The sequence below is a fragment of the Nocardioides sp. NBC_00850 genome (assembly GCF_045207335.1).
Lineage (GTDB): Bacteria > Actinomycetota > Actinomycetes > Propionibacteriales > Nocardioidaceae > Nocardioides.
Map to the genome: position 1 here is coordinate 2,714,436 of NZ_CP108845.1, position 24,158 is coordinate 2,738,593.

General features: G+C 66.6%; 23 protein-coding genes and 1 tRNA gene. 7 read left to right on the top strand and 17 right to left on the bottom strand.

The features are described from left to right. The first annotated feature begins 30 nt into the window (after nt 1-30). The 4 genes from dnaG to OH802_RS13320 all read left to right on the top strand — a co-directional run bounded on the left by dnaG (nt 31) and on the right by OH802_RS13320 (nt 4,107). A complete protein-coding gene (dnaG, locus tag OH802_RS13305; RefSeq protein ID WP_406028625.1) occupies nt 31-1,914 on the top strand; it encodes a DNA primase in 1,884 nt (627 codons plus the stop codon). 66 nt (nt 1,915-1,980) lie between these two features. Further along, nucleotides 1,981-2,053: transfer RNA gene (locus tag OH802_RS13310), tRNA-Asn, on the top strand. Nucleotides 2,054-2,307: 254 nt separating this feature from the next. Continuing rightward, nucleotides 2,308-2,652 carry an ArsR/SmtB family transcription factor gene (locus tag OH802_RS13315; RefSeq protein ID WP_406028627.1) on the top strand — a complete coding sequence of 115 codons (345 nt, stop codon included), beginning with the start codon at nt 2,308-2,310 and terminating at the stop codon, nt 2,650-2,652. Between the two features lie 144 nt (nt 2,653-2,796). Beyond that, complete coding sequence (locus OH802_RS13320; RefSeq protein WP_406028629.1) at nt 2,797-4,107, top strand: substrate-binding protein; 1,311 nt, start codon at nt 2,797-2,799, stop codon at nt 4,105-4,107. On the opposite strand, the gene OH802_RS13325 is transcribed toward OH802_RS13320, so the two are convergent. From OH802_RS13325 to OH802_RS13370, 10 genes are all read right to left on the bottom strand, one after another. Further along, nucleotides 4,088-4,495, bottom strand: coding sequence for a (2Fe-2S) ferredoxin domain-containing protein (locus OH802_RS13325; protein WP_406028631.1), 408 nt, complete (start codon nt 4,493-4,495; stop codon nt 4,088-4,090). The two genes, OH802_RS13320 and OH802_RS13325, sit on opposite strands and share 20 nt — an antisense overlap. Before the next feature lie 13 nt (nt 4,496-4,508). Then, entirely contained in the window at nt 4,509-5,297 is a 789-nt protein-coding gene (locus OH802_RS13330; protein WP_406028633.1) for a CbtA family protein, read from the bottom strand. After that, the gene (locus OH802_RS13335) at nt 5,297-5,497 is read right to left on the bottom strand and encodes a CbtB-domain containing protein (protein ID WP_406028635.1); all 201 of its coding nucleotides are present in this window, start codon (nt 5,495-5,497) and stop codon (nt 5,297-5,299) included. The genes OH802_RS13330 and OH802_RS13335 overlap by 1 nt, the downstream gene beginning before the upstream one ends. Before the next feature lie 23 nt (nt 5,498-5,520). Beyond that, nucleotides 5,521-5,949 (bottom strand): nitrile hydratase accessory protein, encoded by a 429-nt coding sequence (locus OH802_RS13340; RefSeq protein WP_406028637.1) that lies wholly within the window; start codon nt 5,947-5,949, stop codon nt 5,521-5,523. Continuing rightward, nucleotides 5,946-6,545 carry a nitrile hydratase subunit alpha gene (nthA, locus tag OH802_RS13345; RefSeq protein ID WP_406028639.1) on the bottom strand — a complete coding sequence of 200 codons (600 nt, stop codon included), beginning with the start codon at nt 6,543-6,545 and terminating at the stop codon, nt 5,946-5,948. Before nthA ends, OH802_RS13340 begins: the two co-directional genes overlap by 4 nt. Continuing rightward, complete coding sequence (gene nthB / locus OH802_RS13350; protein ID WP_378820963.1) at nt 6,542-7,246, bottom strand: nitrile hydratase subunit beta; 705 nt, start codon at nt 7,244-7,246, stop codon at nt 6,542-6,544. Before nthB ends, nthA begins: the two co-directional genes overlap by 4 nt. Then, nucleotides 7,243-8,784, bottom strand: coding sequence for an amidase (locus OH802_RS13355; RefSeq protein ID WP_406028642.1), 1,542 nt, complete (start codon nt 8,782-8,784; stop codon nt 7,243-7,245). Before OH802_RS13355 ends, nthB begins: the two co-directional genes overlap by 4 nt. Nucleotides 8,785-8,943: 159 nt before the next feature. After that, on the bottom strand, nt 8,944-10,005 hold the full coding sequence (locus OH802_RS13360; RefSeq protein ID WP_406028643.1) for a phenylacetaldoxime dehydratase family protein: 1,062 nt from the start codon (nt 10,003-10,005) through the stop codon (nt 8,944-8,946). An 85-nt stretch (nt 10,006-10,090) separates the two neighbouring features. Further along, nucleotides 10,091-11,077 (bottom strand): helix-turn-helix domain-containing protein, encoded by a 987-nt coding sequence (locus OH802_RS13365; protein WP_406028645.1) that lies wholly within the window; start codon nt 11,075-11,077, stop codon nt 10,091-10,093. Nucleotides 11,078-11,218: 141 nt separating this feature from the next. Beyond that, nucleotides 11,219-12,163, bottom strand: coding sequence for a helix-turn-helix domain-containing protein (locus OH802_RS13370; RefSeq protein ID WP_406028648.1), 945 nt, complete (start codon nt 12,161-12,163; stop codon nt 11,219-11,221). A 274-nt stretch (nt 12,164-12,437) separates the two neighbouring features. Between OH802_RS13370 and OH802_RS13375 the strand changes: the two genes are divergently transcribed. Next, on the top strand, nt 12,438-12,677 hold the full coding sequence (locus OH802_RS13375; RefSeq protein WP_406028650.1) for a ferredoxin: 240 nt from the start codon (nt 12,438-12,440) through the stop codon (nt 12,675-12,677). Between the two features lie 40 nt (nt 12,678-12,717). Here OH802_RS13375 and OH802_RS13380 read toward each other — a convergent pair whose 3' ends face one another. Both OH802_RS13380 and OH802_RS13385 read right to left on the bottom strand, forming a co-directional pair. After that, complete coding sequence (locus tag OH802_RS13380; protein WP_406028652.1) at nt 12,718-13,227, bottom strand: group 1 truncated hemoglobin; 510 nt, start codon at nt 13,225-13,227, stop codon at nt 12,718-12,720. Between the two features lie 242 nt (nt 13,228-13,469). After that, entirely contained in the window at nt 13,470-14,426 is a 957-nt protein-coding gene (locus OH802_RS13385) for a helix-turn-helix domain-containing protein (RefSeq protein ID WP_406028654.1), read from the bottom strand. A gap of 217 nt (nt 14,427-14,643) precedes the next feature. Between OH802_RS13385 and OH802_RS13390 the strand changes: the two genes are divergently transcribed. Beyond that, on the top strand, nt 14,644-15,903 hold the full coding sequence (locus tag OH802_RS13390; protein WP_406028656.1) for an acyl-CoA dehydrogenase family protein: 1,260 nt from the start codon (nt 14,644-14,646) through the stop codon (nt 15,901-15,903). A 160-nt stretch (nt 15,904-16,063) separates the two neighbouring features. On the opposite strand, the gene OH802_RS13395 is transcribed toward OH802_RS13390, so the two are convergent. Beyond that, nucleotides 16,064-17,452: an FAD-binding oxidoreductase gene (locus OH802_RS13395; RefSeq protein ID WP_406028658.1), complete on the bottom strand. Its 1,389-nt coding sequence runs from the start codon at nt 17,450-17,452 to the stop codon at nt 16,064-16,066. Between the two features lie 79 nt (nt 17,453-17,531). Further along, nucleotides 17,532-18,839 (bottom strand): NAD(P)/FAD-dependent oxidoreductase, encoded by a 1,308-nt coding sequence (locus tag OH802_RS13400; RefSeq protein ID WP_406028660.1) that lies wholly within the window; start codon nt 18,837-18,839, stop codon nt 17,532-17,534. Nucleotides 18,840-19,204: 365 nt separating this feature from the next. Between OH802_RS13400 and OH802_RS13405 the strand changes: the two genes are divergently transcribed. After that, entirely contained in the window at nt 19,205-20,410 is a 1,206-nt protein-coding gene (locus OH802_RS13405) for a PucR family transcriptional regulator (RefSeq protein ID WP_406028662.1), read from the top strand. A gap of 56 nt (nt 20,411-20,466) precedes the next feature. Here OH802_RS13405 and OH802_RS13410 read toward each other — a convergent pair whose 3' ends face one another. From OH802_RS13410 to OH802_RS13420, 3 genes are all read right to left on the bottom strand, one after another. Further along, nucleotides 20,467-21,336, bottom strand: a complete 870-nt coding sequence (locus OH802_RS13410; RefSeq protein WP_406028664.1) for an alpha/beta hydrolase — start codon at nt 21,334-21,336, stop codon at nt 20,467-20,469. Nucleotides 21,337-21,451: 115 nt separating this feature from the next. After that, on the bottom strand, nt 21,452-22,693 hold the full coding sequence (locus tag OH802_RS13415; protein WP_406028666.1) for an amidohydrolase family protein: 1,242 nt from the start codon (nt 22,691-22,693) through the stop codon (nt 21,452-21,454). Beyond that, complete coding sequence (locus OH802_RS13420; RefSeq protein WP_406028668.1) at nt 22,690-24,033, bottom strand: MFS transporter; 1,344 nt, start codon at nt 24,031-24,033, stop codon at nt 22,690-22,692. The genes OH802_RS13415 and OH802_RS13420 overlap by 4 nt, the downstream gene beginning before the upstream one ends. Between the last annotated feature and the right edge of the window lie 125 nt (nt 24,034-24,158).

Genomic DNA, 24,158 nt, shown 5'->3' on the forward strand with positions numbered 1-24,158 from the left:
CCGATCCACGGCCCCGTAGGATCAGGCGTTGTGGCGGGCCGCATCAAGGAGACGAGCATCCAAGAGGTGCGCGAGAAGGCGCGCCTGGACGACATCGTCTCCCAGTACGTCACGCTGCGCCGTGCGGGACCGGGGACCTACAAGGGCCTTTGCCCCTTCCACGACGAGAAGTCGCCGTCGTTCAACGTGAACCCGTCGCGGGGCTTCTTCAAGTGCTTCGGTTGCCAGGAGGGCGGCGACGTCATCGACTTCGTGATGAAGCTCGAGGGACTGAGCTTCTTCGAGGCGGTCGAGCGGCTCGGCGACAAGGTCGGCGTGCAGGTCCAGCGCGAGGAGGGCGACGAGGCGCCGGTGCGGCGCGGCCCCGGTCGCGGCAAGCTGGTCGAGGCCCACAAGGTCGCCGCCGAGTTCTACGCCGAGCAGCTGCTGACCCCGGACGCCGTCGTCGCACGGCAGTTCCTCGCCGAGAAGGGCTTCGACCGCGACGCGGCGCTGCACTTCGGCGTCGGCTTCTCGCCGCGCGGGGGAGAGGACCTCTACCGCCACCTGCGTGCGCGCGGGTTCTCGGACGAGGAGGTCGTCACCGGCGGCCTGGTGGCGCACGGGCGGTCGCACTACGACCGGTTCCGCGGTCGGCTGATGTGGCCGATCCGGGAGTCGGGCGGCGACGTGATCGGCTTCGGCGCGCGCCGGCTCTTCGACGACGACCGCATCGAGGCGAAATACCTCAACACGTCCGAGACGCCTCTCTACAAGAAGAGCCATGTTCTATACGGCATCGACCTGGCCCGCAAAGAGATGGCCCGCACCCGCGAGGCGGTCATCGTGGAGGGCTACACCGACGTGATGGCCTGCCACCTCGCCGGGATCACCACCGCCGTGGCGACCTGCGGCACCGCCTTCGGCGACGACCACGCGAAGGTGCTGCGCCGATTCATCTCCGACGACCAGCAGCTGCGCGGCGCGGTCGTATTCACCTTCGACGGCGACGCCGCCGGTCAGGCCGCGGCGCTGAAGGCGTTCAAGGGCGACGGCAACTTCACCTCGCAGACCTACGTCGCCGTCGAGCCCGACGGCCTCGACCCCAACGACCTGCGGATCAAGAAGGGCGACGAGGCGGTCCGCGAGCTTCTCGCCAACCGCGTCCCGCTCTACGAGTTCGTGCTGCGCAACGTCGCTTCGAAGTACGACCTGGACCGTGCCGACGGGCGGGTCGATGCCCTCCGTGAGGCCGCCCCGCTGGTCGCCTCCGTGCGGGACGAGTCCAAGAAGATGGGCTTCACCCGCGACCTGGCTCGCTTCCTCGGCGTCGATCCCGACGAGGCGGCCCGAGAGGTACGCCGCGCCGCGGGCCGTCCCGCTCCTTCGGCTGCTCCACCGCGGCGCGAGGCCGTCGCCGCTTCCGAGGCTCCCGCCGCGCCGCAGCGCCCGCCCATGCCGCACCCGCGCGAGCCGCGCTTCACGGTCGAGCGCGAGACCCTGAAGCTCTTCGTGCAGCACCCCGTCGCGCTGGGACGCACCACCGGCGAGATCACCCCCGAGGCCTTCACCCATCCCCTCTACCGGGCGCTGTGGGAGATCATCGCCGGCCTTGGTGGCCCCGGCGCCGGCACCGGCGACGCCGGGTGGGCCCAGAAGCTCGGTGCCGCCGCCTCGGACCCGCTCGTCAGCCGCATCCTCGCCGAGCTCGCCGTCGAGCCGATCCCCACCGCGAAGGAGCCGGATGCTGCGTACGTTCTGCAGTACGTCGTACGCCTCCTCGAGCTCCTCGACCAGCGCCGCATCGCCGAGGTGAAGAGCCGTCTGCAGCGCTCCGACGCGGCCGCCGACCCCGAGTCCTACAACCGTCTTTTCGCCCAGCTCGCCGCCCTCGAACAGCACCGTCGCGGCCTCCGCAACCTGGTCGCAGAGTGACGGCCTGCCGATTTCCGATCGCCGCCGCCGGGTTGCTAAGGTTTCACCCGCGCCGCAAGGTGCAATTCCCCTGTAGCTCAATTGGCAGAGCATTCGGCTGTTAACCGGAGGGTTGTTGGTTCGAGTCCAACCGGGGGAGCAAGAAACTCCGTCTGACCTGGTCAAACAGGACAGGCGGAGTTCGTTGTTTTGTCTGGTTCAGAGGCTTGGTCACACTTTGCAGCGCTCTTGGGGTCGGCGCGGGGAGCGGGCGCACCGAGTTCCGGGTCTGGGAGCAGGACGTCGTCGACGAGCGGCCGCCGGGCGAACACCGATACGTGACTTCTTCCCACGTACCTGATCGTTGAGATATCGTCGATATGTCATCATCTCTCGACAGATCCGGAGGCCGCTGTGGCACCGCAAGGTGGGGTCGTCTTCGAAGCCCTCGCCGACCCGACGCGCCGCGAGATCCTGCTCGCGCTGGCGGACGGGGAGCTCGCAGTCGGCGACATCGCCGACCGGGTCCAGGGTGTCGGCCGGACGACGGTGTCCAGCCACTTACGCGTGCTCCGCATGGCCGGCCTGGTGACCGAGCGTCGTGAAGGACGCTTCCGCCTCTACAGCATCGACCCGACACCTGCATCGCAGCTGGTGGGGTTCGTCGCCCAGGTCTACCGGGACTCGCTCGACGAGCTGAGGTCCGACGCCAGGGTGGCTCCGCGGAGCGCAAAAGGGCGTTCCACCGCTACCGGCTGACAGGGGTCGCCCATGGGCGAGATCATCCTCGCGGACCGAGAACAACTTCCGTGTCCACCCGAGCAGGCCTTCGATGTGATTGCCGGTGGCGGCCTGCCAGGCTGGCGCCTGCCGAGGCGTCAAGCGCTGCGACTCGGTGTGCCGGTGGCCATCCCGTTGACCCTCCCCGCCACGCTTGGCGGTCAGCGTGTCGAGATTCTCGGTCGCGTCGTCAGCGTTGACCGTCCACGGCGCTTCGTCGTTCACCACGACCTCCCGTGGACCGGGAGCGTGACGGTGAGCGTACGTCCCGATGGCCCTGCGCGTTCCACGGTGCGGGTGGCGGTGCAGTTGGACGAGGAGGTCTTGGGCTGGGCACGGCGGATGGTGGCCGCACCGGCTCCCGCGGCCGGCGACGTGTGGCGCCTCGGCCTGATCTCCAGCGGCACCGGCCCGGCAAGCGTGTTCTCCGTCGCGGCACGGAGCACCGCACGGTTGGCGGTCGAGCAGATCAACGCAGACGGTGGCGTTCTGGGTCGCCCGCTCGAGCTGATGACAGGCGACGACGGCACTCACCCGGGCCTCGGTGCGGCCGAGCTCGTCCGCCTGGCCCACGCCGGGTGCCGGGTGGTGCTGGCCAACGTCACCTCCGCGGTCTTCCAAGCGCTGCGCCCGGTGGCACGCAAGTACGGCGTCTTGATCATCCACACGCCGCTGAACGAGGGCGGTGCCGGCGCGCCAGAGCTCCTCCGTCTCGGCGAGCGCCCCGCCGCCCAGGCGACGGCCGCCATCCCGGCCCTGATGCGTGCGACGAGTGGGTCCCACTTCTACCTGGCGGGCAACGACTACTGCTGGTCCCGCGGCGCCAACCGGGCGGTTCGTAGGGTGGTCGAGCGGTCCGGCGGTTCAGTGGCCGCGGAGGCGTACGCCGAGCTGGGGACGACCGACTTCGCTTCGCTCATCGCCTCCATCCGCCGGAGCGGTGCTGATCTCGTCGTCTCTTCGCTCGTCGGCGCTGACGAGGTCGCGTTCGAGCAGCAGATGCACGCAGCTGGTCTCCGTCAGGAGGTGGCGACGCTGGCGCTCGTCCTGGATGAGTCGACACACGAGTTCATCGGGCCGGATGCCAGCGAGGGGCTTTGGACGGCGTTCTCGTACTTCGAGAGCCTCGACTCCGCGGCCAACAATGCATTCAAGACCGAGTACCACCGCCGGTTCGGGCCAGAGGCAGCGCCCGTGTCGAGTATGACCGAGGGGCTCTACGAGGCGGTGCATCTGGTCACCCGGGCAGCCGCCGACGGCGGGTCCTGGGATCCGGTCGTGGTCGGTGAACGGCTTCGGGTGGGCGTGACGTACGACGGTCCGCGGGGAAGGGTCCGTACGTCATGGCGGGGCCTGCATCAGCCGATCTATCTCGCCACCTCCCGGGGCGGGGCACTCCGCGTGACCGAGCAGCTCACGCATCTGGCGAGGTGAGCCGTACCTGCTTCCGGCGGCGTCGGAAGGGGAGGGTGAGGTGCTGTTCGAGCAGTTTGGGGAGTGGGGCACGCCCCGGCCCTCCCGCATGAACCCACGTGGCGATCGCCGCGTTCTCTTCGGGGCCGAGGATGCGTGCGAACCAGACCGGCCGGGCGCCGGAGCGCCGCGCACCGGCACCCGGTGAGACGACGATGACGTTGGCCGCGCCGCAGACCCACAGGCAGCCGGTCACGCGGAGCGAGGCTCGGCTTCCGAGACGGTCGCCGAGGTCGGTGACGAGCGCTGCGTGGTCCACGTCCGGATGAACCTCGGTGCTGCCGCAGCAGCAGCCACGGCAGACGGTGACGGTGCAGCGGTCACCGCCTGCCGCGGCTCTGGTGTGCATGCCGGTCGGCCGCTCAGACGGCCACAGGGCTGGGGTTTGCGTCTCGGCGCCGGCTTCGGGCGGTGAGCAGCCGGGTGGTGAGCACGCCGTGTGCAAGGCCGAGGACGCCCCACATGGCCGCAAGCTGCCCGAGCGAGGTGAGGCGGAACTCCCAGATGAGCGCTGCCGGGACCTCGTGCGGGATCTCGCTGTCCACCCGTGGGAACAGCGTGAGCAGGGCGACGGCGCCGGCGACGCCGAGTAGGCAGCCGACGACCCAGCGTGCTTCTGGGCTGACGCCGCGCTCGGCCAGCGAACGGGTGAGCGCGAACACTGCGATCGTGAGGAGGATCGTCAGCAGGATGACCAGAAGGTAGCCGGCCGTGCGCTGGTTGACCGTGTCCGGGTCGCCCACCGCAGGCGGGTTGGCAGGTAGGACCAGCGCAGGTGCGAGGGCGAACGCCGTGAAGCCGAGCACGCCGAGTGCGACCGAGCGGCCGACCTCTGACGAGCCGGGCAGGCGGTGTCGCACCCGGGTGTAGACCACGGCGAAGGCGAGCCCGAGCAGCGCGGCGACGATGATGACGGTGACTGCGCCGCCGATCTGCTGTTGCAGCCGGGTCACCAGTTCGCCGTGGTCATGCGCTCCCGCGGTCGCCTCGTGAGAATGGCCACCCGAGGTGCCTTTCTCGATGGCGATCGCTGCGTCGATGCGGGGCTCCACCGCCAGCAGGAGGACCGCTGTGGCCGAGAGGCCGGCAGTAGCGCCCGCGGCCAAGCCGGTGAGCATGCGGGTGCCCCAGCCCGCCTTCGCCGCGGACATCAGTGGCAGGGCACGCCGAGTGCGTGCCGTCCGTCGTGGGTGACCTCGTGGAGCCAGGTGGCGGCGTCAGCGGAGAGGATGGCGCCGTTCTCCTGGACCAGGAAGTACACCGCGAAGAGGGCGATGGCGGCGACCGCCCAGGCCCAGAGGGGGACGCTGGCGGCCTGGGTCGGAGCGAGCGATGTCGTCGAGTTGCTCATGGGATTCTCCTTCGGTGGATGGCTCAGTTGCGAGCTGGGTCGATGGCGATCGGCTCGAGGTGAGCCTCGTGGTGGTTGCGGTTGGCGGGTGTGGCCAGAACCTCTTGGGTGCGCTCCTCGACCGTCGAGGACTCGATGACCCCGGCCTCGCCGAGGACCGTCTCGAGGGCGGTGACCCAGTGCTCGTAGTAGGACCATGACGGGTCCGTGAGGCCCGGGTTCTGGGTCTCCCACTCCTTGATCGAGTCGATGAGTGCTCCCTGGAAGGCGGGCCACCGGTATTCGCCGGCCTTGTGAGCCGCGAGGGCCAGTGCGAACGCCCGGATCTCCCACGGCTGCTCGAAGGACAGCTCGCCGGGGCGACCACCCGGGAGACCACAGACAAGTTGCTCGACTACCTGACGGCGCGCGTCGACGGGGAGTGTGTGGAGGTCGGTCATGGTGGCAGTCATGACGCGGCCTTCACCGGGCCGACGCCGATCATGGAGTCGCGGGTCACGAGCTCGGCGAGCTGGTCCTCGGACCAGTCGTCGGTCCCAGCGGGACGTTGGGGCAGGACCCAGTAGCGCATCTCCGAGCTGGAGTCCCAGATCTGGATCTCGGTGGAGTCGGGGACGACGTACCCGAACTCGTCGGCGAGCACCTTGCGCGGCTCGCGCACGATCCGGGCGCGGTAGGCGGGCTCCTTGTACCAGTTCGGCGGGAGACCGAGCACCGGCCATGGGTAGCAGGAGCAGAGGGTGCACACGATGGCGTGGTGGACGTCGTCGGAGTCCTCCAAGACGACCATGTCCTCGCCCTGAAGGCCGCTGATGCCGAGGTCCTTGCATGCCTCGGTGGCGTTCTCGAGGAGACGGGCCTTGAACTCGGGGTCGCTCCAGGCCTTGGCGACGACCTTGGCGCCGAGCTGAGGGCCGACCTCGTTCTCGTAGATCTCGACCATCCGGTCGACCATCGAGGTCGTGATGACGCCCTGCTCGATGAGCATCGACTCCAGGGCCTTGACGCGCGCGGAGATCTCCTCCTGGCTGGGCACGAGACTGCTCATGCTGCTGCTCCTTCGGTGGTGGTGACGAGGGTGAGGTAGGGGTCCCAGGCGTCGAAGCACACCGTGCCGTTGGCATCGCCATGGACGCCCCACAGCTCGGTGGCGTCGAACTTGATCGTGTAGACGTGCTGGGGGTCCTCGCCGAGGTTGTTCCCGGCGGTGTCGGGGTAGATGAACGAGCCGTGGTGGGCGATGACCGTGCCGACCTTGCCGCGGGTGTAGCCCGCGATCCGGGTGTGGCCGAACGGTACGTCGGTGCTCATTCGGACGGTGTCGCCGACCTTGAAGCGGGGCTCCTTGTCGGTCGGTCGGAGGGCGCTGGCACCTGCGGGCACCACGGCGTTGGCGAAGTCGAGCAGCTCCTGGCTCTGCTCGTGCTCGGGGAGCGGAGCATCCGGGTTCGCCAGATAGTGGGCGGTGCGGCGGTCCAGCTCAGCGATATCGAGGTTGCCGGTCCGGGCGCCGTGGTACTCGAAGCTGGCCAGCCAGTGCTCGTAGTAGGGCGCCTTGAGGTAGACCGCGGGATCCATGTTCTCGATGCCGTGCCGGAACGCGTCCACGCCGAACCAGCCTGCGCGGAAGAGTGCGGCGAACATGGTGAAGATCGGCTTCTCCCACTCGGCGCGGAAGACCGGCTCCTCGGCAGGCGGATCGATCGGACCGATCCCATCGGTGCCGCCGAGATCGAACACTCCGTTCATGCGTTGCTCCTTACAGTGGTCGGCAGCGGGAAGCCCCCGACTGCGGTTTCCAGGGCCTGCGCGACTCGCAGGACAGTGGCGTCGTCGAACAATTTGCCGACGATCATCAGACCGACGGGCAGGCCGTCGGCGAGCCCGGCCGGCACCGAGCACGCGGGATGGCCGGTGACGTCGAACGGGCAGGTGTTGGCGACCATCTCCAGCGCGCGGCCGAGGACTTCCTCCACAGAGGCGTCCGGGCCGGGGATGACGCTGGCGCGGATCGGGACGGTCGGGAGGACGAGGACGTCGTACGTCGCGAGCGCCTCGTCATAGGCCTCGCGGAGTGACGCCTCCAGGGCACGCGCCATCGCGTAGTGACGGCCGTACTCCGTGCCGAGGGCGTGCTTGCCCGCGAGCGCGACGAGCTTGACGGTCTCTGAGAATGCGCCGGGGTGCTCGCGCCACTGGCGCCCGTAGTGAGCGATCAGCTCGGGGTCGTAGTAGCCCTTCCAGTTCATTCCGTAGCCGTTGCCCTCGACCATCTGGAAGGTGGCACCCTCGACGGAGATCACGTCCCAGATCGCGGCTCCGTGCCGGTGCCAGGGGATCGAGACCTCCTCGGCCACCAGGCCGGCACCCTCGAGCGTGGCGATGGCGTCGCGTACGGTGCCATCCACCTCCGGCTCGGAGTTCGCTAACCCGAAGCCCTCGGCAATGACGCCGATGCGCAGGCCCGTGGCCGATTCCTGCAGGGCCGCGACGTAGTCGACCGGGGCAATCGTGTCGGGCTGTCGAGGGTCGAGCCCGTCGGGGCCGGCGAGCACGTTCAGGGCGAGCGCCGCGTCGGCGACGGTGCGGGCGATCGGGCCGAGGTGGTCGATGGACTGTTCGATGGGGAAGGCGCCGGTGTAGGGCACGAGTCCGAAGGTCGGCTTGTGTCCGACCGTGCCGCAGAAGGCCGACGGGATGCGGATCGAGCCGCCCTGGTCGCCGCCGATGGCGAAGTCGACCTCCCCGCTGGCGACCAGCGCACCGCTGCCGCTGGAGGAGCCGCCCGCGGAGCGGGTCGTGTCCCACGGGTTTCGGACCGGGCCGGTCTTCGATGTGTGCGAGCCGCCCGAGAAGCAGAGGTCCTCACACACCGCCTTGCCTGCGATCGTGGCGCCTGCCTCGAGGAGCCTGGCGGCCACGGTGGAATCGGTCGCCGGGACAAAGCCCTCGACGGTCCTCGACCCGTTCATCATCGGGATGCCTGCGACTGCAGTGTTGTCCTTGATCGCCACACGCCGGCCGGCGAGCGGACCATCGGGAGCGCCGGTGATCTCGGTCGTGACGTACCAAGCGCCGAGTGGGTTCTCCTCCTCGGAGGGGCGTCTGCACACCCGCTCGGGGATCACGGGAGCGACCTCGGTATAGAGCTCCTCCACGACATTCCAGGACTGCAGCAGGCCGGTCGCGGCACCGAGATAGGTCGAGAGATCGGCGGGGTCGATGGCGAGCCGGTTGGCCGTCGCGAGGGCTTCGAAGCCCTGTGCATCTGGCTGGTCGATCGGCATGGGATTCCTCCAAAGGGTGATGCGTCGGGTGGCTGGGAACTCACCCGGTTGTTCGGAGACTGTGGCCCTGAACACAACGATATGTCAATGGTTGTCGACGTATTGGGATGAAAAGTCACCTCGACGAAATGCGCAAGCGCCGGGAAGGTGAGGCCTCGCTCAGGCGTCGGCCGGGACCTCGGCGTCGCGCATCATCCCCGTGGCTGGGTGGCAGTTGACGTACTCGAAGAGCTGCTGCCGCCCGTCGGAGACCGACACCTCGTGGTAGAGCCGGAGCTTGTCGAGGCGGGTGGCGACCTTGAAGAACGTGGTGAAGATCCGCAGGTGGGTGGGGTGGGACTCCGCCCATCGCTCGAGCCGGTCCAATGAGGCCCAGTGGCCGATGTTGTAGCTCTCGTCGAGCAGGTTCCCGTCCAGATCGATGCTCTGCACGAAGCGATTGCTGTAGCAGCCGACGTCGGCGCCGTTGTCCCGCAGGAAGTCCATGCCCGCCTGCAGCGTCGGCAGGATCTCGTCGAGATAGAGCGCCCGCTCCTCCGCGCCCGCCTCGATCCAGTCCTGGCCCGAGCGGATGAGGGCGATGTTGTCGTGGCCCTGTACCACCACGCGGCCGCCGGCGTCGGGGTCGCCGGAGACGACCGTCAGTGAACCGCGGCCCTGCATCCAGTCGGTCTGGGAAAGGGGAAAGCGCTCGCGCATCGAACCCCAGTAGCCGTGCTCGTTGATCTCGCCGCTGATCCCGTCCATGACTGCGCCGACGCCGGGCAACTGGTCCTGGAAGGCGTACAGCGTCTCGAACTGGTCAACCCGCGGTGCCACCACCTCACGGAAGTAGCCGAGCCCCTCGGCGAGGCGCTCCTCCGAGCTCCACCAGCCGGCGATCCTGTCGGAGAGCAGCCAGCGGCAGTACGCGGCGGGGTCGTTCCAATAGCCGACGACCATCAGGTTGTGGTGCCCTTGGTTGTCGACGTGGTAGGTGAGATCGTGGTGCGAGGCGCCGTCGGGGCCCTCGAGGCTGTCGACGAGACTGCGCAGTGCTGCGAGGGCGGATGGGCGCTGTTCCTCGTCGCGGAACTGCACACCCAGGTAGGCCATCACGACCTGCTCCACGGTGGCGTCGGCACGCCCGACCCACATCGGGAACGGTGGCTCGTAGCTGTCGGGGACGCGGCGGGACAGGGACCTCGGACAGGTCAGGTGCTGGTCGATCGCGGACTCCATGGCTTCCTCCTGGCGGTGTCGGGTGGGTCGTCGTGACCCCGTGACCGACACTAGGAAGACAGGCGCATGTCAGCGTAGGACGCGGCTATCCAGCCGTTGACGATGGCTGCACATTCGACCCTGGCAACGCCCCTGACGTCCGGCGAAGCTCCCCGGGCGGCAGGTCGAAGCGCGCCTTGAAGAGCCGACTGAAGTGCGATGGATCGACGAGCCCGCACCGATGGCCGACGGCGGCGACCGGCTCGCCCGGGTTGCGACCGCCCGCCAGCTCTTCGTACGCGGCCTGAAGTCGTCGCTCACGCAGGTAGCCGGCCACCGTCCAGCCGTCATCAGCGAAGAGCCGGTGAAGGTAGCTCACCGAGATACTGCAGGCAGCTGCGATGTCGGCAGGGGATAGGTCGGGGTCGCCGAGGTGGTGCTCGATGAAGGATCGGGCAAGCTGGCGATGGACAGCACCCGAAGGGGTCGGGACCGCCTCGGCAGGAAGGAGGGCAGCGAGAAACCCGACCAGCGTGTGCTGGAGCGCGAGTTGTCTTTCGGCCGCGTCGCTGATGGCGTGCCGGGCGAGCGCGCGGACCAAGTCGCGAGCGACAGCAGACAACCCTTCGTCGCCGCTGATGGCGCGGGCCGTGCCGGAACGCACGCTCAGCTCGGACACCGGTAGAAGGCGCTTGGGGAGAAGTGCGATCGTGTAGTCGAGGGCGTTCGGGGTGATGAATCGGAACGGTCGCGAGCTGTCGTAGAAGAGCAGGTCGCCCGGATGCAGTGTCGCGGTGCGTCCATCCTGGTCAACGCGGGTCACGCCACGGTTGAGAACCATGAAGTGGAGAACCTCGGGGTCGCTGCGGCGGATGTCGGCGGGGCGTCGTTCGAATTCGTGGCCGACGGCCCGGATGCGTCGGACGTGCGTCTGCGCCAATGTGGAACCGGTGATCCTCCCGCCGATGTCATCGCCGGCAGGCTGCACCCGCAGGGGGACGAAGGTGTCGCATACGTTCTCGCGCCAGTAGTCGGCACGCTCGGCCGCGGCGACCTGCTGTGTGTCGATCGCGACGAGCTGTTGCGATGGCATGGAAACTCTCCTCCCAGTCTGGGTGCTGGTATATGACCGTTAACCGTGCGCTTCTCCGGTGCTGCTGTCAACGCCCCCTCTGCACTCCTGAGGGAGATTTCACGGTGCCGAAACGTGCGGCGCTCGGGTGATCGGTCGGCCTCAGGCGCCGGCGGGTCGGGACGTGCCCCGCCGGAGGTCACGAGGTGAGGCGCCGAACCGGTTGCGCATGACGCGGCTGAAGTGGGCGGGATCGTCTAGCCCGCATGCGCGGCCGATCGCGGCGACCGACTCGAACCGGTGCGCGGGTGAGGTGAGCCGCTGCAATGCGGCCTGGAGCCGCTCCTCGCGGATGAGCGCTGCGACTGTCTCGTGCTCGCCGGCGAAGAGGCGGTGGAGGTAGCTGACCGAGATACCGCAGGCGGCGGCGACCGTGGTCGGCGAGAGATCCGGGTCAGGGAGGTGTCGCCTGATGTGGGCGCGGGCGATGGCGACCACAGCGTCAGTCGTTGGTGCGATCCCGGTCGTCGGGATCATTGTGGAGACGGCATGTAGGACCGATTCCTGGAGGGCCGGGGCACGGTCTGCGTCGGGTTCTCGTGCGTCGGGCCCGACGAGGGATGCCACCAGATTGCGGGTTGCCGCCCCTCGGGGATCACGGCAAGACTGCGGTCGCACCGTGCAGGTGGCGTACACCTGCTCGGGCAGGGCGAGGAGGTGTTTCGGCATCAGCAGGATCGTGTAGTCGAAGGGGCCGCGGCTGCGGAAGTCGAACGGCCGCGCGCTGTCGTAGAAGAGGAAGTCGCCGGGAGTCAGAATTGCGGTCCGGTCGTCCTGCTCGACCACCGTCGAGCCGCCGTTGAGAAAGACCAGGTTGAGCAGATCGGGCCCGCTGCTGCGGCGGATGTCCTGCTCGCGTCGCTCGAAGCGGTGCTCGGTTCCGGCGATGCGGCGAACCTTCGTCTCGGCGATCTCAGTGCTGCGGATGCGCCCGTGCATATCTCGGCTCGCCGGCGTTGCCAACAGTGGTACGAAGCTGTCGCAGACGCTGTCATGCCAGTAGTCGAGCCGCTCTCGCGCGGGGACGGTCCGGGTGTCGACGTCCATACATCGAGTGAACCACGCCGGGAGGAGGCAGAGGTTTCTTTCGAGTCACGGAACTTGTCGATACGTCGAATCATCATGACTCGTTGCGGGATGAGCCGGACGGTCGGTAGCGAGGCCACCTGAGCAGCGCAACAAGCGATGCCGGGTCGATGAGCGGGGGCGAGGCGTTCGGTCGCGTCTCGGATCTTGTCGATTTGCCTACTGGCATTGACGCATTTCCTCCGCTCTCTGAGAGTCGGATTCGCAGAGATTCTGCACGATCCGGAGGAGAGCTATGACTGAGGCCGAACCTTCAAACGGGGCTGCAAAGTGGCGCGTGGAGGTATCGCGGGCCTGCATCTCGTCGGGCATATGCCTGACGATTGCGCCCAACCATTTCGAGTTCGTCGGAGTCCGTGCAAGGCCGACTACGAGGTTGATCCACAGTGCTGAGGACGCCGAACTCATCAGGGACGCAGGGGATGATTGTCCGGTCGGGGCGATCTCGTTGCTTGACGAATCGGCCCGTTCCTGAGCTGGTCTGGCAGCCCGCTGTGTCGCGGGCTGCCAGTCGGTCACTCAGCTTCAGCACTCTTCGGGGCCGGCCAGTGCACGCCTACGCTTGTCATTCCCTCCATCACGTCCATGTCGGGGTGCTCTTTCAAAACATCCTTGAAGGACGGGCTGCCGACGACTACCGACTTGAACGAGCGAAGAAACTCGTCGATCTCACGAGCCTCCCTCTCCGGCAGGTTGAACTCCGCGTAGGCCGGGGTCACGATCTCGTCGAACAGTGCCGTCCAGTACTCCTCGGTGACGCCCATACCGCGGTGTGCGGTGGCCATGTCGGGACCGGTGTAGGTATGTGGGCCGCCCCAGTGCTCACCAAGGAACTCCACGAAGCCGCTGATCTCCTCTTGGACCTCGGCTTGGGTCTTGTGGTCCCAGATGTGGCCGATCGTCGGGTTGAGCATGGCTCGCTGCACCAGGGTCCGGGCCAGGAACTTGACGGTGTCAAGGCCGCCCAGCCGGTCGTAGAGGGTGGCGTCCTCGGTGGGAGTGGTCTGGTTCTGTGTTTCGGTCATACGTCGACCTTCGGAGCGGCACAGTGTTAGGTCAATGTCTTTAGACATATCGACAAGATCTAGGACGAGACAGTCAGAGTTGTCGCGTGTCACAGGATGCTTGGATGGCTGCCTGCCCGCGCCGCGCCGATGACGGGTCCGATGGCGACGCCAGGATCGGCTGACGCGCCTCTGATGCCGTTGCCTGACACGCCGACACGCGAAGCGGAGGTGCGGGGTCTCCGGAGCAGGTCGCGAGAACGTCAGGTTCTCGCGGAGAGCGCGTACTCGGACGCTCGGCAGCCGAAGCGCCGTCGAAATACCCTGTTGAGGTGGGACAGATCGCTGAACCCCCACTTGGCTGCCAGGTCGGTGAGGGTCAATCCGCCTGGATTCGCGAGGAGGTCTTCGGCACACTGCTCGGCGCGCAGCCTCATCACGGTCTGGCCGAATGTGGCGGGCCTGTCCTCGTACAGGAGGTGAAGTTTGCGGACCGAGATCCCGAAGTGCTGGGCGACCGCGGTCGGAGTGACCTCGCCGTACTGGAGGTGCCTGGCCACGAAGTGCTCGATGTTCTCCCGAAGCACCGTGCCGCCGACCGGGTCGGCGGCGAACTCGGTCGCCGGTGCGTTTCGGAGGAGCGCGGTCGCGAGCGAGACGACGGCGAGGCCTGCGCCATTGGCCTGGTCGTCGTCGAGTGTCGTTCCTGCGCGCCACGCGGCGCGCATGGTGTCAGCAAGGACCGAGGCAAGCCCACGGCTCGTGGCGTGGCGCACGGCGGTATCGGCATCGGCCACGCCATCAGGAACGAGCTCGAGCGGTATCCGGAACGAGATCGCGCGCCAGTCATCGAGGTAGTCAAGGCGGAATGGTCGGGTGGCGTCGACGATGGAGAAGGTGCCGGGACCAGACAGGCACATGGAGCCGCCCTGCGTGACCACGGATCGGCCACGAAGCATCAGGTTGACGAAAGCGACTCCCTCCTCCAACCGGTCGACCTCCGCCTTGCCGTGGTGGATCGTCTGGTCGCAGGTTCCGATCTCGGCGCCGTTCACCGCTCCGAACGGGTGCGTCTCCACCCAGCCGGACAGTCCCTCGCGATCCCAAGAGTCGCGGGCGCCGCGAGCCGTCGGTCGAAGCGGGGTGAACGCCTCGCATACGACTTCGCGCCAGTAGCTGTACTGCTCGGCTTGCGGACGAGTATTCGTCTGCCAACGCATCGAACGCCACCTCCCGCAGTTGATTGAGCCAATCAACGCATGCTCCGCCTACGACGGTGTTACTCCGGACGGCGTCTCGTTGTCAACGGCCCCTCACGGACTCACGCTGCCAGTTTGATGCACCGTGGTTCCGGTTGATGTGCACTCTGGTCCGCGGCAGCGCGCTTCGAAGTGGCAGAACGTTCTCCTATCTGCAGACACCGAACGAAGGAGCACCATGTCGATCGACTTCACCTTGTCTGAGGAGCAGCTCGGCCTGCGTTCCCAGGCCCGCGAGTTCGCCGAGGGTGTGCTCGCGGACGTTGATTCCGTCATCGCACCGATCAGTACGCCGTTGGAACGCTTCCGCGCGCTCAAGCCGTTCTATCAGCAGATGGTCGACGCAGGGTTCATCAAAGGCCTCATTCCCGCCGAGCACGGCGGTCAGCGCTTCACCAATCTCCAGTTCGCGCTGGCGGTCGAGGAACTGGCCCGCGTGGAGATCAACACTCCCACCGCCGTGCTCGGGACCGGTCTGGGCGTCTACCCGATCGTCGTCGCTGGCACGCCGGAGCAGAAGGAACGCTTCTTCCGGCCCTTCCTGGACGGCAGCCCGGCCCTGGGGGCGATCGCATTCACGGAGGCGGCCGGTGGTGCCAACTTCGATCACCCGGACCCCGACTTCGGCGTGCAGACCTTCGCCGTCCAGGACGGGGACGAATGGGTGATCAACGGTCGTAAGGCGTACACCACGAATGCCTCCGGCTGGGACGACGACGGCGCGGACCTCATCAGCGTGGTGTGCCGCATCGACAAGACGAAGGGTCCGGCCGAGTCGCTGGCCATCATCGTCGTCGAGAAGGGCACTCCCGGCGTGCAGATCACCGGAATGATCGACACCTTCGGCCACCTCGCGACGAACTCGCCGATCGTGGAGTTCAAGGACGTCCGGGTGCCGTTGTCGAACCTGATCGGGCAGCCCGGTGACGGCCTCAACCTGACCAAGGCTGCCTTCTCGTGGACCTGTTCGAGCATCGGCGCGGCCGCAGTCGGCAAGATGCGCGCGGCCTTCGAGATCGCCTACGACTTCGTCAAGACGGAGAAGCGATCCGGGCCCGTTCCGATCCTGGAGTACCAGAACGCGGGCTACATGCTCGCCGACATCAAGACGCGCATCGAGGCTGGGCGCTACTTCGCCTGGAAGGCAGCCGATCACTTCGACAAGACAGGAGGGGCGGACCGCGAGCTCTCCAACATGGTCAAGATCTACAACTCCGAACTGTCTGTCCAGACGGTGTACGACGCCATGCGACTGGTCGGCGTCGACTCCTACGGCGACCGGACGCCACTCGGCCGGATCATGCAGGACGTGCTCTGCTTCCCCGTCTACGACGGCGGGAACATGGGTGTTCGACGCCGCCACCTCCACGAGATGTTGCTGAACCCGACCTATGACCCGTTGGCAGTGGGCGAGAACCGCAACTCGGTCACCGTGTAGCGGGCATCGGTTCAACGGTGCGATGTCCAGGGCAGGATGATCTCCCTGGACATCGCAACCAGACCAGTCACGGAGTTGGTCACGGTCTTGGCGGCATCGACCTGCCCAAGTGGGCGTGGCCTGACAAGGTCGTGAGGCGTACGTGACGATCGTGAAGGTCTCAACCAGGCACCGAGCCACCCGACGGGATGACCTTGCCGGGGTTGAGGATGCCGTGCGGATCGAGTGCGGCTTTCACCGCGTGGTGGAGATCCAGTACCTCCGCGGGCAGTTCCTTGGCGAGCCCGTCCATCTTGAGTAGGCCGATACCGTGCTCTCCGGTGACCGTGCCGCCCAGCGCGATTGCTTCCTCGATGATCTCCTGAAAGGCCCGCTGCGCACGTTTTCTGGCCTCGTCGTCGCCACGCGGCGTGATCAGAAGGGGATGTAGGTTGCCGTCTCCGGCGTGGGCGATGTTGGCGATCAGGGTCTCGTGCTTCTTTCCGATCGCCTCGATCCGGGCGAGCATCTCCGGAACCGCCGCCTTGGGCACGCAGACGTCCTCGGTGAGCACGGGCCCCAGACGCTCAAGGGCTGGATACGCCAGGCGCCGCGCTTCGAACAGAGCGTCCGCCTCGGTCTGGTCGGTCGAGCGAGCCGCCCAGGTGGCACCCGCTCGCTCGAAGCAGTCGCGGATCGCGTCCGCCTCCTCGTCGCCTGCCGTCCCCGGGACGTCGCACCGGGCCAACAGGATGACGTCGGCGTCGACAGCCAGGTCCATCTTCTTCCACTGGTCGACGGCCTCGAGGCAGTGCCGGTCGATGAGCTCCAGGGCGGACGGGACGATGCCTGCCGCGCCCACGGCCGTGACAGCACGGCCGGCGTCCACGATGGACGAGAAGTAGCCGGCGACGGTGTGCTCTCTCGGCCGCTGAGGGCGCAGCCTGAGCGTGACCTCGGTGATGACACCCAGTGTCCCCTCGGAGCCGACGAGCAGCCGGGCGAGGTCGTACCCCGCGACGCCCTTGGCTGTACGCCGGCCGAGTCGGACCAGTTCGCCGGTTCCGGTGACGACCTGCAGTCCGAGCACGTAGTCCGCGGTGACGCCGTACTTCACGCAACAGAGGCCACCCGCGTTCGTCGCGACGTTGCCGCCGATCGTCGACCATGGCGCTGAGGCGGGGTCGGGTGGGTACCAGAGACCGTGCTCGGCACACGCGTTCCGAAGGTGGTCGTTGACGACGCCCGGCTGCACCACGGCCAGCCGCTCTACTGGGTCGATCTCGGTGATTGCCGTCATTGCCTCGGTCGACAGGACCACACACCCGTCGACAGCGTTCGCTCCGCCGGACAGACCGGTGCCCGCCCCGCGGGGCACCACGGGCACGTTGTACTCGATGCACGCGCGCACGACCTCTTGGACCTCCTCGGCGGTGCGCGGCCTGATGAGGACGAGCGGTGTCCCGTGGGGCGCCCACTCGGCCTCGTCGTGGGCATAGCTCGCCGTGACCGCGGGATCGAGCTGAATGCGATCAGCTGGGATCCGCTCCCGTAGGTGTTCGATCAGCATCTGAAGCCTCCGTATCGCGTCGCTACTCAACCGAAGCGACGAGGGTGTTGTCAGCACATTCGGCGGTCGGGTACGGGTGTCATCCCAGGACTGTGCCGGTGGTGTTGTTCCGGGGGCGCCGCCGGGAGTATGCGGCGAGGTCGATCTCGAGACCGGTTCGGGGGGCGAAGAAGGTGACCGGGTTGGTGTCGTGGTCCGCGCCGGCCTCGACCTCGCTGATCAGAGCGGCCATGAGTTGGCCGACGACCGGGGCGTTCTTGAACTGGTTGCCGCTGGTGCCGATGGCGACGTAGAACCCGGGCAGGTCGGTGCGGTCGTAGATCGGTGACCAGTCGTCGGCGACGTCGTAGACGCCGACCACACCACTCGGTCGGTTGGGGACGGCCAGCTCGGGAAGTCGGCGCGCGGCACGGAGGACCTGGGGCTCGAACACCGCCATCGTGGGATGAATTGAGACTCCGTCGACAGCGTCAGGATCGAGCCATTCGAGGTCGTCGCACTCGGGCTCGGTTCCGCCGACCAGAAGCCCGCTGCCGACTTCTCCCCGGAAATAGGTCCCGAGATCCAGGTCGGCGATGATCGGGCCGGGGCCGCCATCGAGCCGGAAGTCGTCCGGGGCCGCGACATGCGCCACCTCCTGTCGCATCGGGCGCACCCCGACGGTGAAGTCCGAACCCACCCCGGCGATCTTGTTCAGGGCGCCGGACCACGGTCCGGCCGCGTTCACGACGACGTCGCAGCCGATCCGCGAACCGTCGGACAACACCACTGCGCTCACCCTTCCCCGCTGTTTCTCGACCGCCGTGACCTGACCGCGAAACCGCATGGTGGCTCCATGGGCCTGGGCGGCGGCCGCCAGGTTCGCCGCTGCCAGTGCGGGGTCGGAGACATAACCGGCGTCGGGCGTGAAGACCCCTCCGAGGTCGCCGGTCGCGTCATTCCAGAAGGCCTGGTCGTCGACTCGCTTCGGTGGCCAGTATCGGCCCGTGTCCAGCCCCGACACGCGCCGCGCGAGGTCCGCACTGTCCCACTCCTCGTACGGCACTCCGTAGGTGTCGAAAAGCGGGAGCCACATCTCCCGCGGCGCAGCGTCGACGTCGAGCATGACCAGGCCCGTGGTCACGAAACGAGGCAGCTCGCCGACGTCGACACCCAGGTGAGCGGCCCAGTCCCTCCAGCCGAAGTGTGCCTCCCACGCCAGGGCAACGCCGGCGGCGGAGGTGAAGTTGAACCGAACCACAGCGCTGGACGCCGCGGTCGATCCCTGACCGGGGCCGGATGCCTTGTCCACCACCGTCACGCTATGGCCACCACGCGCCAACTCCAGCGCGATCGACGAGCCGATCACCCCTGCGCCGACGACCACGACATCCGCTCCGACTCCCATGCTGAAACCTTCTTCCGGTGATGCCCCGACTGTGATCCAGGGCTGGCACCGCCCATCCTCAGCCCCAACCCACAGGCAACGCAGTGCTCACCTGTCGCCGACCCGCTGGCGTGCGGACGACAGACGTCGACCGTGGGGCTCGGCGAGACGGTTGTCCATACGGCGTCGCGGGCGACAGGCGATCGCCCTCCTCGATCGACATCGGTAGCGATGGGCGGTCGGGCACGAGACGAATGTCTATTGTCTCCCTCTCGTGCCTCGGTGAGAATGTCGGGATACCAACGCGTGGCGAACAGGACGCGGTCGGCGAAGAGATCTGCCGGTGGAGGGAGCGTGTCGTGCCTGAGGACGAGCTGCAGGCCATCGTGGACGAGCTCGCCGAGCGGCTCCAGCGCTCGGCGGCGATCGATGGCCCCGACATCCGGCTGCTGGCCGCGAGCCGACACTTCGGCGACGAGGATCGGCTGCGCATCGACTCGGTACTCAACCGGTCGGTCCCGCCCGATGTCGTCGAGCTGATCCGCACCCACGGCGTATCGCAGTGGACCAAACCGGGCATACTCGAGCTGGGCGGCATCCTCGACGCGACGCCTCGGCTGTGCGCACCGGTGCGTTGCCATGGACAGCTCCTGGGCTACCTGTGGCTGCTAGACCGCGACGGCACGCTCAGTGACCAGGAAGTTGCAGCCGCCGGCGAGGCCGCCGAGCGCGCCGGCACCGTGCTGTACCGACGCCTATTGGTGCGGCAGCGCTCCCGGGCCCGCCACGAAGCCATCTTGCGGGACCTGGTCTCACCCGACACGATGATCCGGTCCCAGGCCATCGACGACATGCGCGCCGAGGGCCTGTTCCCCGACGGCCCCATGCATTTCACCGTGCTGGCCGTGCAATGCCGGTCCGACGACCCCACCCACACCGAGCGGGAAGTCGAATTGGAGGCCGCCGTCGAGGAAGGAGCCGGCGCGGTCACCGACGACGTCGTCCTGATCGCCACCCATCGGTCGCGGGCCTGGCTCCTCCTCGCTCAACGGCGACCCCCAACTCGCTACCTGGTCGACACCATCGCCGACCGGATCACAACCCGATTCAATGGCCTCACCCGCAGCACGTCGAAACCCGTCTTCGGTCTGGGCCCGACCGTGGACCGGCTCGACCAGGTAGCCGACTCCTACCGCAAGGCGGTGCGAGCCGCACGCACAGCGCTCCTCGTGCCCGGCGTGGGCAACCCCGCACGATGGGGCGAACTCGGACCGTACGAGCTCCTGATCACACTCGCTCCCGACGACCTGGCCGAAGCCTCCCGAACGCCAGACCTGGTCGCACTCGAGAACGCCGACGCCCACGGCGATCTCATCAACACGCTCACGACCTTCTTCGACCACGGCGGAAGCGCCCGACAGGCCGCCGACGCCCTGTGCATCCACCGCGCGACGCTCTACCAACGCCTCAGGCGGATCGAAAAGGTCACCGGCCGCAACCTCCGAAATGGCGATGACCGACTCGCCCTCCACCTCGGCCTCAAACTGCGCTCGCTCGCCATCGCCTTCCGTCTCAACCCGCACACCAACTGATCGTCCGGGCGCCATCGTGCGGCACCGGTGATCGTGCAGCAGTGTCAGGCCCCATGTCACCGCGTGTGGCATGCCTTGAGATAGCTGAGGAACGATGCCTGTACGCCGGTGACATGCGTCTCGCGCAACATTGTGCTGGACACGTGCTGGGACCTTCCTTTGCCCTCCAACTTCTCCATCGCGTCGAGAACGTTGCGTGCAAGTCCGCGATACACCGGGATGTCGCCGAACATCTCTGCTTCGTTGAGCGTTACGTGTAGCAGCCGAGCGTCTGGGGCCTCGCCGGATGCCGGGAGATCGTCGATCATCTCGAAGACTCTGCTGTCAGGACTGACGACTCCGGGACTACCCGCGCAGATACTCGCGAACAGCCCCGGTTCGCGAAGCCATGCGTAGAAGGAGAACAGCCCTCCGTACGAGTAGCCGAAGAGGCCATGGCCGGACTCGCTGACGCGAAACCGCGACTGCAACTGAGGGTGGAGCTCGTCGGTCAGGAAGTCGAGGAAGACGTCTGCATGCGTGTCGGCAAGCTCCAAGAGGTAGGCGTCCACGTGCTCCTGAGTCATTTGGCCCGCGTCGACAGCCCTCGTCAAGGTGGCCACAAGGTCGTCGCTGACCGGTTCCCCTGGCGGAACGAGATCGCGATTGCGAAGTCTCGCCCACTCCTGCGCCTCATCGCCTGCATAACCGACGCTCACCTGGATGTACGGAGCGATCGTCAGGTATGGATCCGACTGAGTCACGATGAGCGGCGCCGTCAGGCCAACGGCGAAGTTGGCATCCGTCACGTAGATCAGTGGCAACGAATCCGTTGATTCTGCATATCCGGGAGGTGTGGTGACCCACACGCCGTAGCTGTGCCCGGACTTTGCCGTGACTTCGAAGTACTCGGTGTCGGAAAGGCAACCGTGCAACATGCTGCTCATGAAATCTCCTCTATGACGAGCCTTCCCTTGACGCCAAGGGAAGGCATTCCTGGATAGGACGCATTGGCGCCCTGGGGTGGACCATGCCGAGCGACTTCGCTGGTCTGCCTGTCTGCTAGTTCAACCGGTTCTTGACGACTTCTCCGGCGCGCATGATCAGGTCCAAATTGCGTCCATCCGCAGCGAGCAGGCCGATGTCCTCCAGTGGGTCGCCGTCGACGACGATCAGATCCGCATGTGCGCCGGGTTCGATGCAGCCGAGCTTCCCCGCCTGCATGAGAATCTCGGCCCCGACAGAGGTTGCCTGACGCAAGATCTCGACCGGCGTGAACACGTCCCGACGGAGCTCGAACTCTCGACACTGCTGGGTGTAGAAACCAGCAAGCAGGTCCGTACCGAAAGCAATTTTGACGCCAGCGCTTCGCATCAGATCCAGAGCGTCGATCGACTCTTCGTAGATCGTGCGAACATCGTCGATGCGGTCAGGAGGAAGACCCATCTCGAGGCCGCTCTCGACAAGTGAGAAAAGGACGGACAGTGTTGGTACGACATAGGCCCCGTGCTCAGCCACGAAGTTCGCGGTCTCGGCATCGATCAGCGCAGCATGTTCGATGCAGCGGACGCCGAACTCGACCGACCTGCGCGTCGATTCGGCCGTCAAGCAGTGCGCAGAGACATAGGTACGCCGCTCGACACACTCTTGGACGATCGCGCGAATCTCATCTTCTCGAAACTGATTCATCCATATCGGATCGCTCGGTGACATGACACCGCCGGACGCGACGATCTTGATGCAGTGTGCGCCGCGGCGCAGCTCTTCGCGTGCCGCCTTGATGCACTCGTCGACACCGTCCGCGATGACGCCTGCCCAGTTCATCGAGGCGCAGGAACAGTACCCATGCGTGTGGTGCTTCTCGTTGGGTGTCCGGTAGTCGACGTGGCCGCCGGTCATCGACAGGATCTTTCCTGCGTAGAAGAAGCGCGGCGCTCTGATCAGCCCGTCCGCGATGGCGGCGGCGAGGGGGTAGTCGCCGCCGCCGATATCGCGCACGGTGGTGAACCCACTGTCAAGCGCATGGCCGAGTTTCTTGATCGCGTAGGCAGTTCGGTAGGGCGCATCTCGGTCGTTGAGAACACGGGGATCGAGATCGGAGAAGTAGGAGTGAACATGCATGTCGATCAGCCCGGGCATAAGAGTCTTGCCTGCGACGTCGATCCTCTGGGCGTCAACCGATTTGATCGGACGATCGGAGACCTCGCGGATCGTTCCATCTTCGACGAGTACCGTCATGCCCTCTGGGCATTCCTCGGACACGCCATCGAAGATTCGGGCGTTCTCCAGAATGAGCTGTGTCATCGTTGCAGCTCCTGCCCAACTTGGGTGGATGCGTGATCGGAATCCGGCTCACGGTACCAAACCACCACGACGGCGAGCGCCAGTACGGCCATCGCTGCGATAAAGGCCGGGAAGGCCAGACGGGAGCCGGTGGCGTCGGTGATCCACACCGCGACAAACGGCATGAATCCGCCGATTATGACGGTGAGATTATAGGCGGCGGTGCCGGCCGTGACGCGAACATTCGCAGGGAAGAGCTCGACGACATTGATGACAGCCGGGGTCAGAAACACCGACAGAGGGATGGCGAAGATCAGAGCTCCCAACAACCCTAGGGCGAAGGTTCCGGTAGAACCCAGCAGGAATGTCGGCACGACCCCCACAGCCATGGCGGTTGCACCACCGATCAGGATCGGCTTCCTTCCGATTCGATCGGCCAGACCGCCCGAGAGCAGGATTCCAGCGATGATCACGAGACCGGCGATGGTGTTGATCGTCAACGCTGCCCTCTCCGAGAAGCCGTTCGAGAGCATGTACGCAAGGTAGGCGGCGACACTGACGTAGACCGCGATCGAGTAGAACGTTCCGAATCCCAGGTACAGAAGGATGGCGCGCCCGTTCTGTCGCATGGTAAGCCAAAGGCTCTCCGAACTCGGTTCGGCCACCGTGGCGTTTCGCTGGGCGTGCATCTGCTGGAATTCGGGAGTCTCCTGGAGGGAGCGCCTGATGTAGAGGCCGACGAAACCGAGGGGGAGAGCGGTAGCGAAGACCACGCGCCACCCCCAAGATTGCATCTCGTCAGCCGGCAGCGCGACCGTGAGCGCGGTCGCCAGTGTCGAGCCGAGAACGATCGAACAGAACGTGCTCACGCCCAAGAAGCTGACCAACCTTGCCCGGCGATGCGCTGGCGCATGCTCGTATAGGAACGCCGCCGCACCAGCCAGCTCGCCGCCTGCAGCGATGCCCTGTGCGATGCGAGCACAGATCAGAAGGATCGGTGCGGCGATCCCAATGGTTGTGTACGAAGGGATCAGTGCGATACAGAATGTCGCGATCGACATCAGCGTGATCGTGACGTAAAGAATGTGACGTCGACCGTAGCGGTCACCGAGGCGTGCCAGGAATACACCGCCGACAGGCCGCACGAGGAACGAGATCCCGTACGCTGCCCATGTGTTCAGCATGGCAGCAGTTGGGTCGTCGGTGGGGAACATCGCCTTCGAGATGTAGGCGGCGACCACACCGTAGACGGCAAACTCGTACCACTCTACGAAGTTCCCGACCGACGCCGCGACAACCGTGCGGCGCAAGCTGGGTTCATTCGCAACACCTTGGGGCAGATCTACTTTCTCAACGCTCACGAGGCTTCCCTTCGCTACGCCACATGGCAATGGCTCGTCTGACCTCACCGGTTTCTGCTCGGTGCCTTGATCGTCGAAGCATGGCCTGTCTCGACCGCGGTGGGCAGTAGCCATGTGTCGTGACT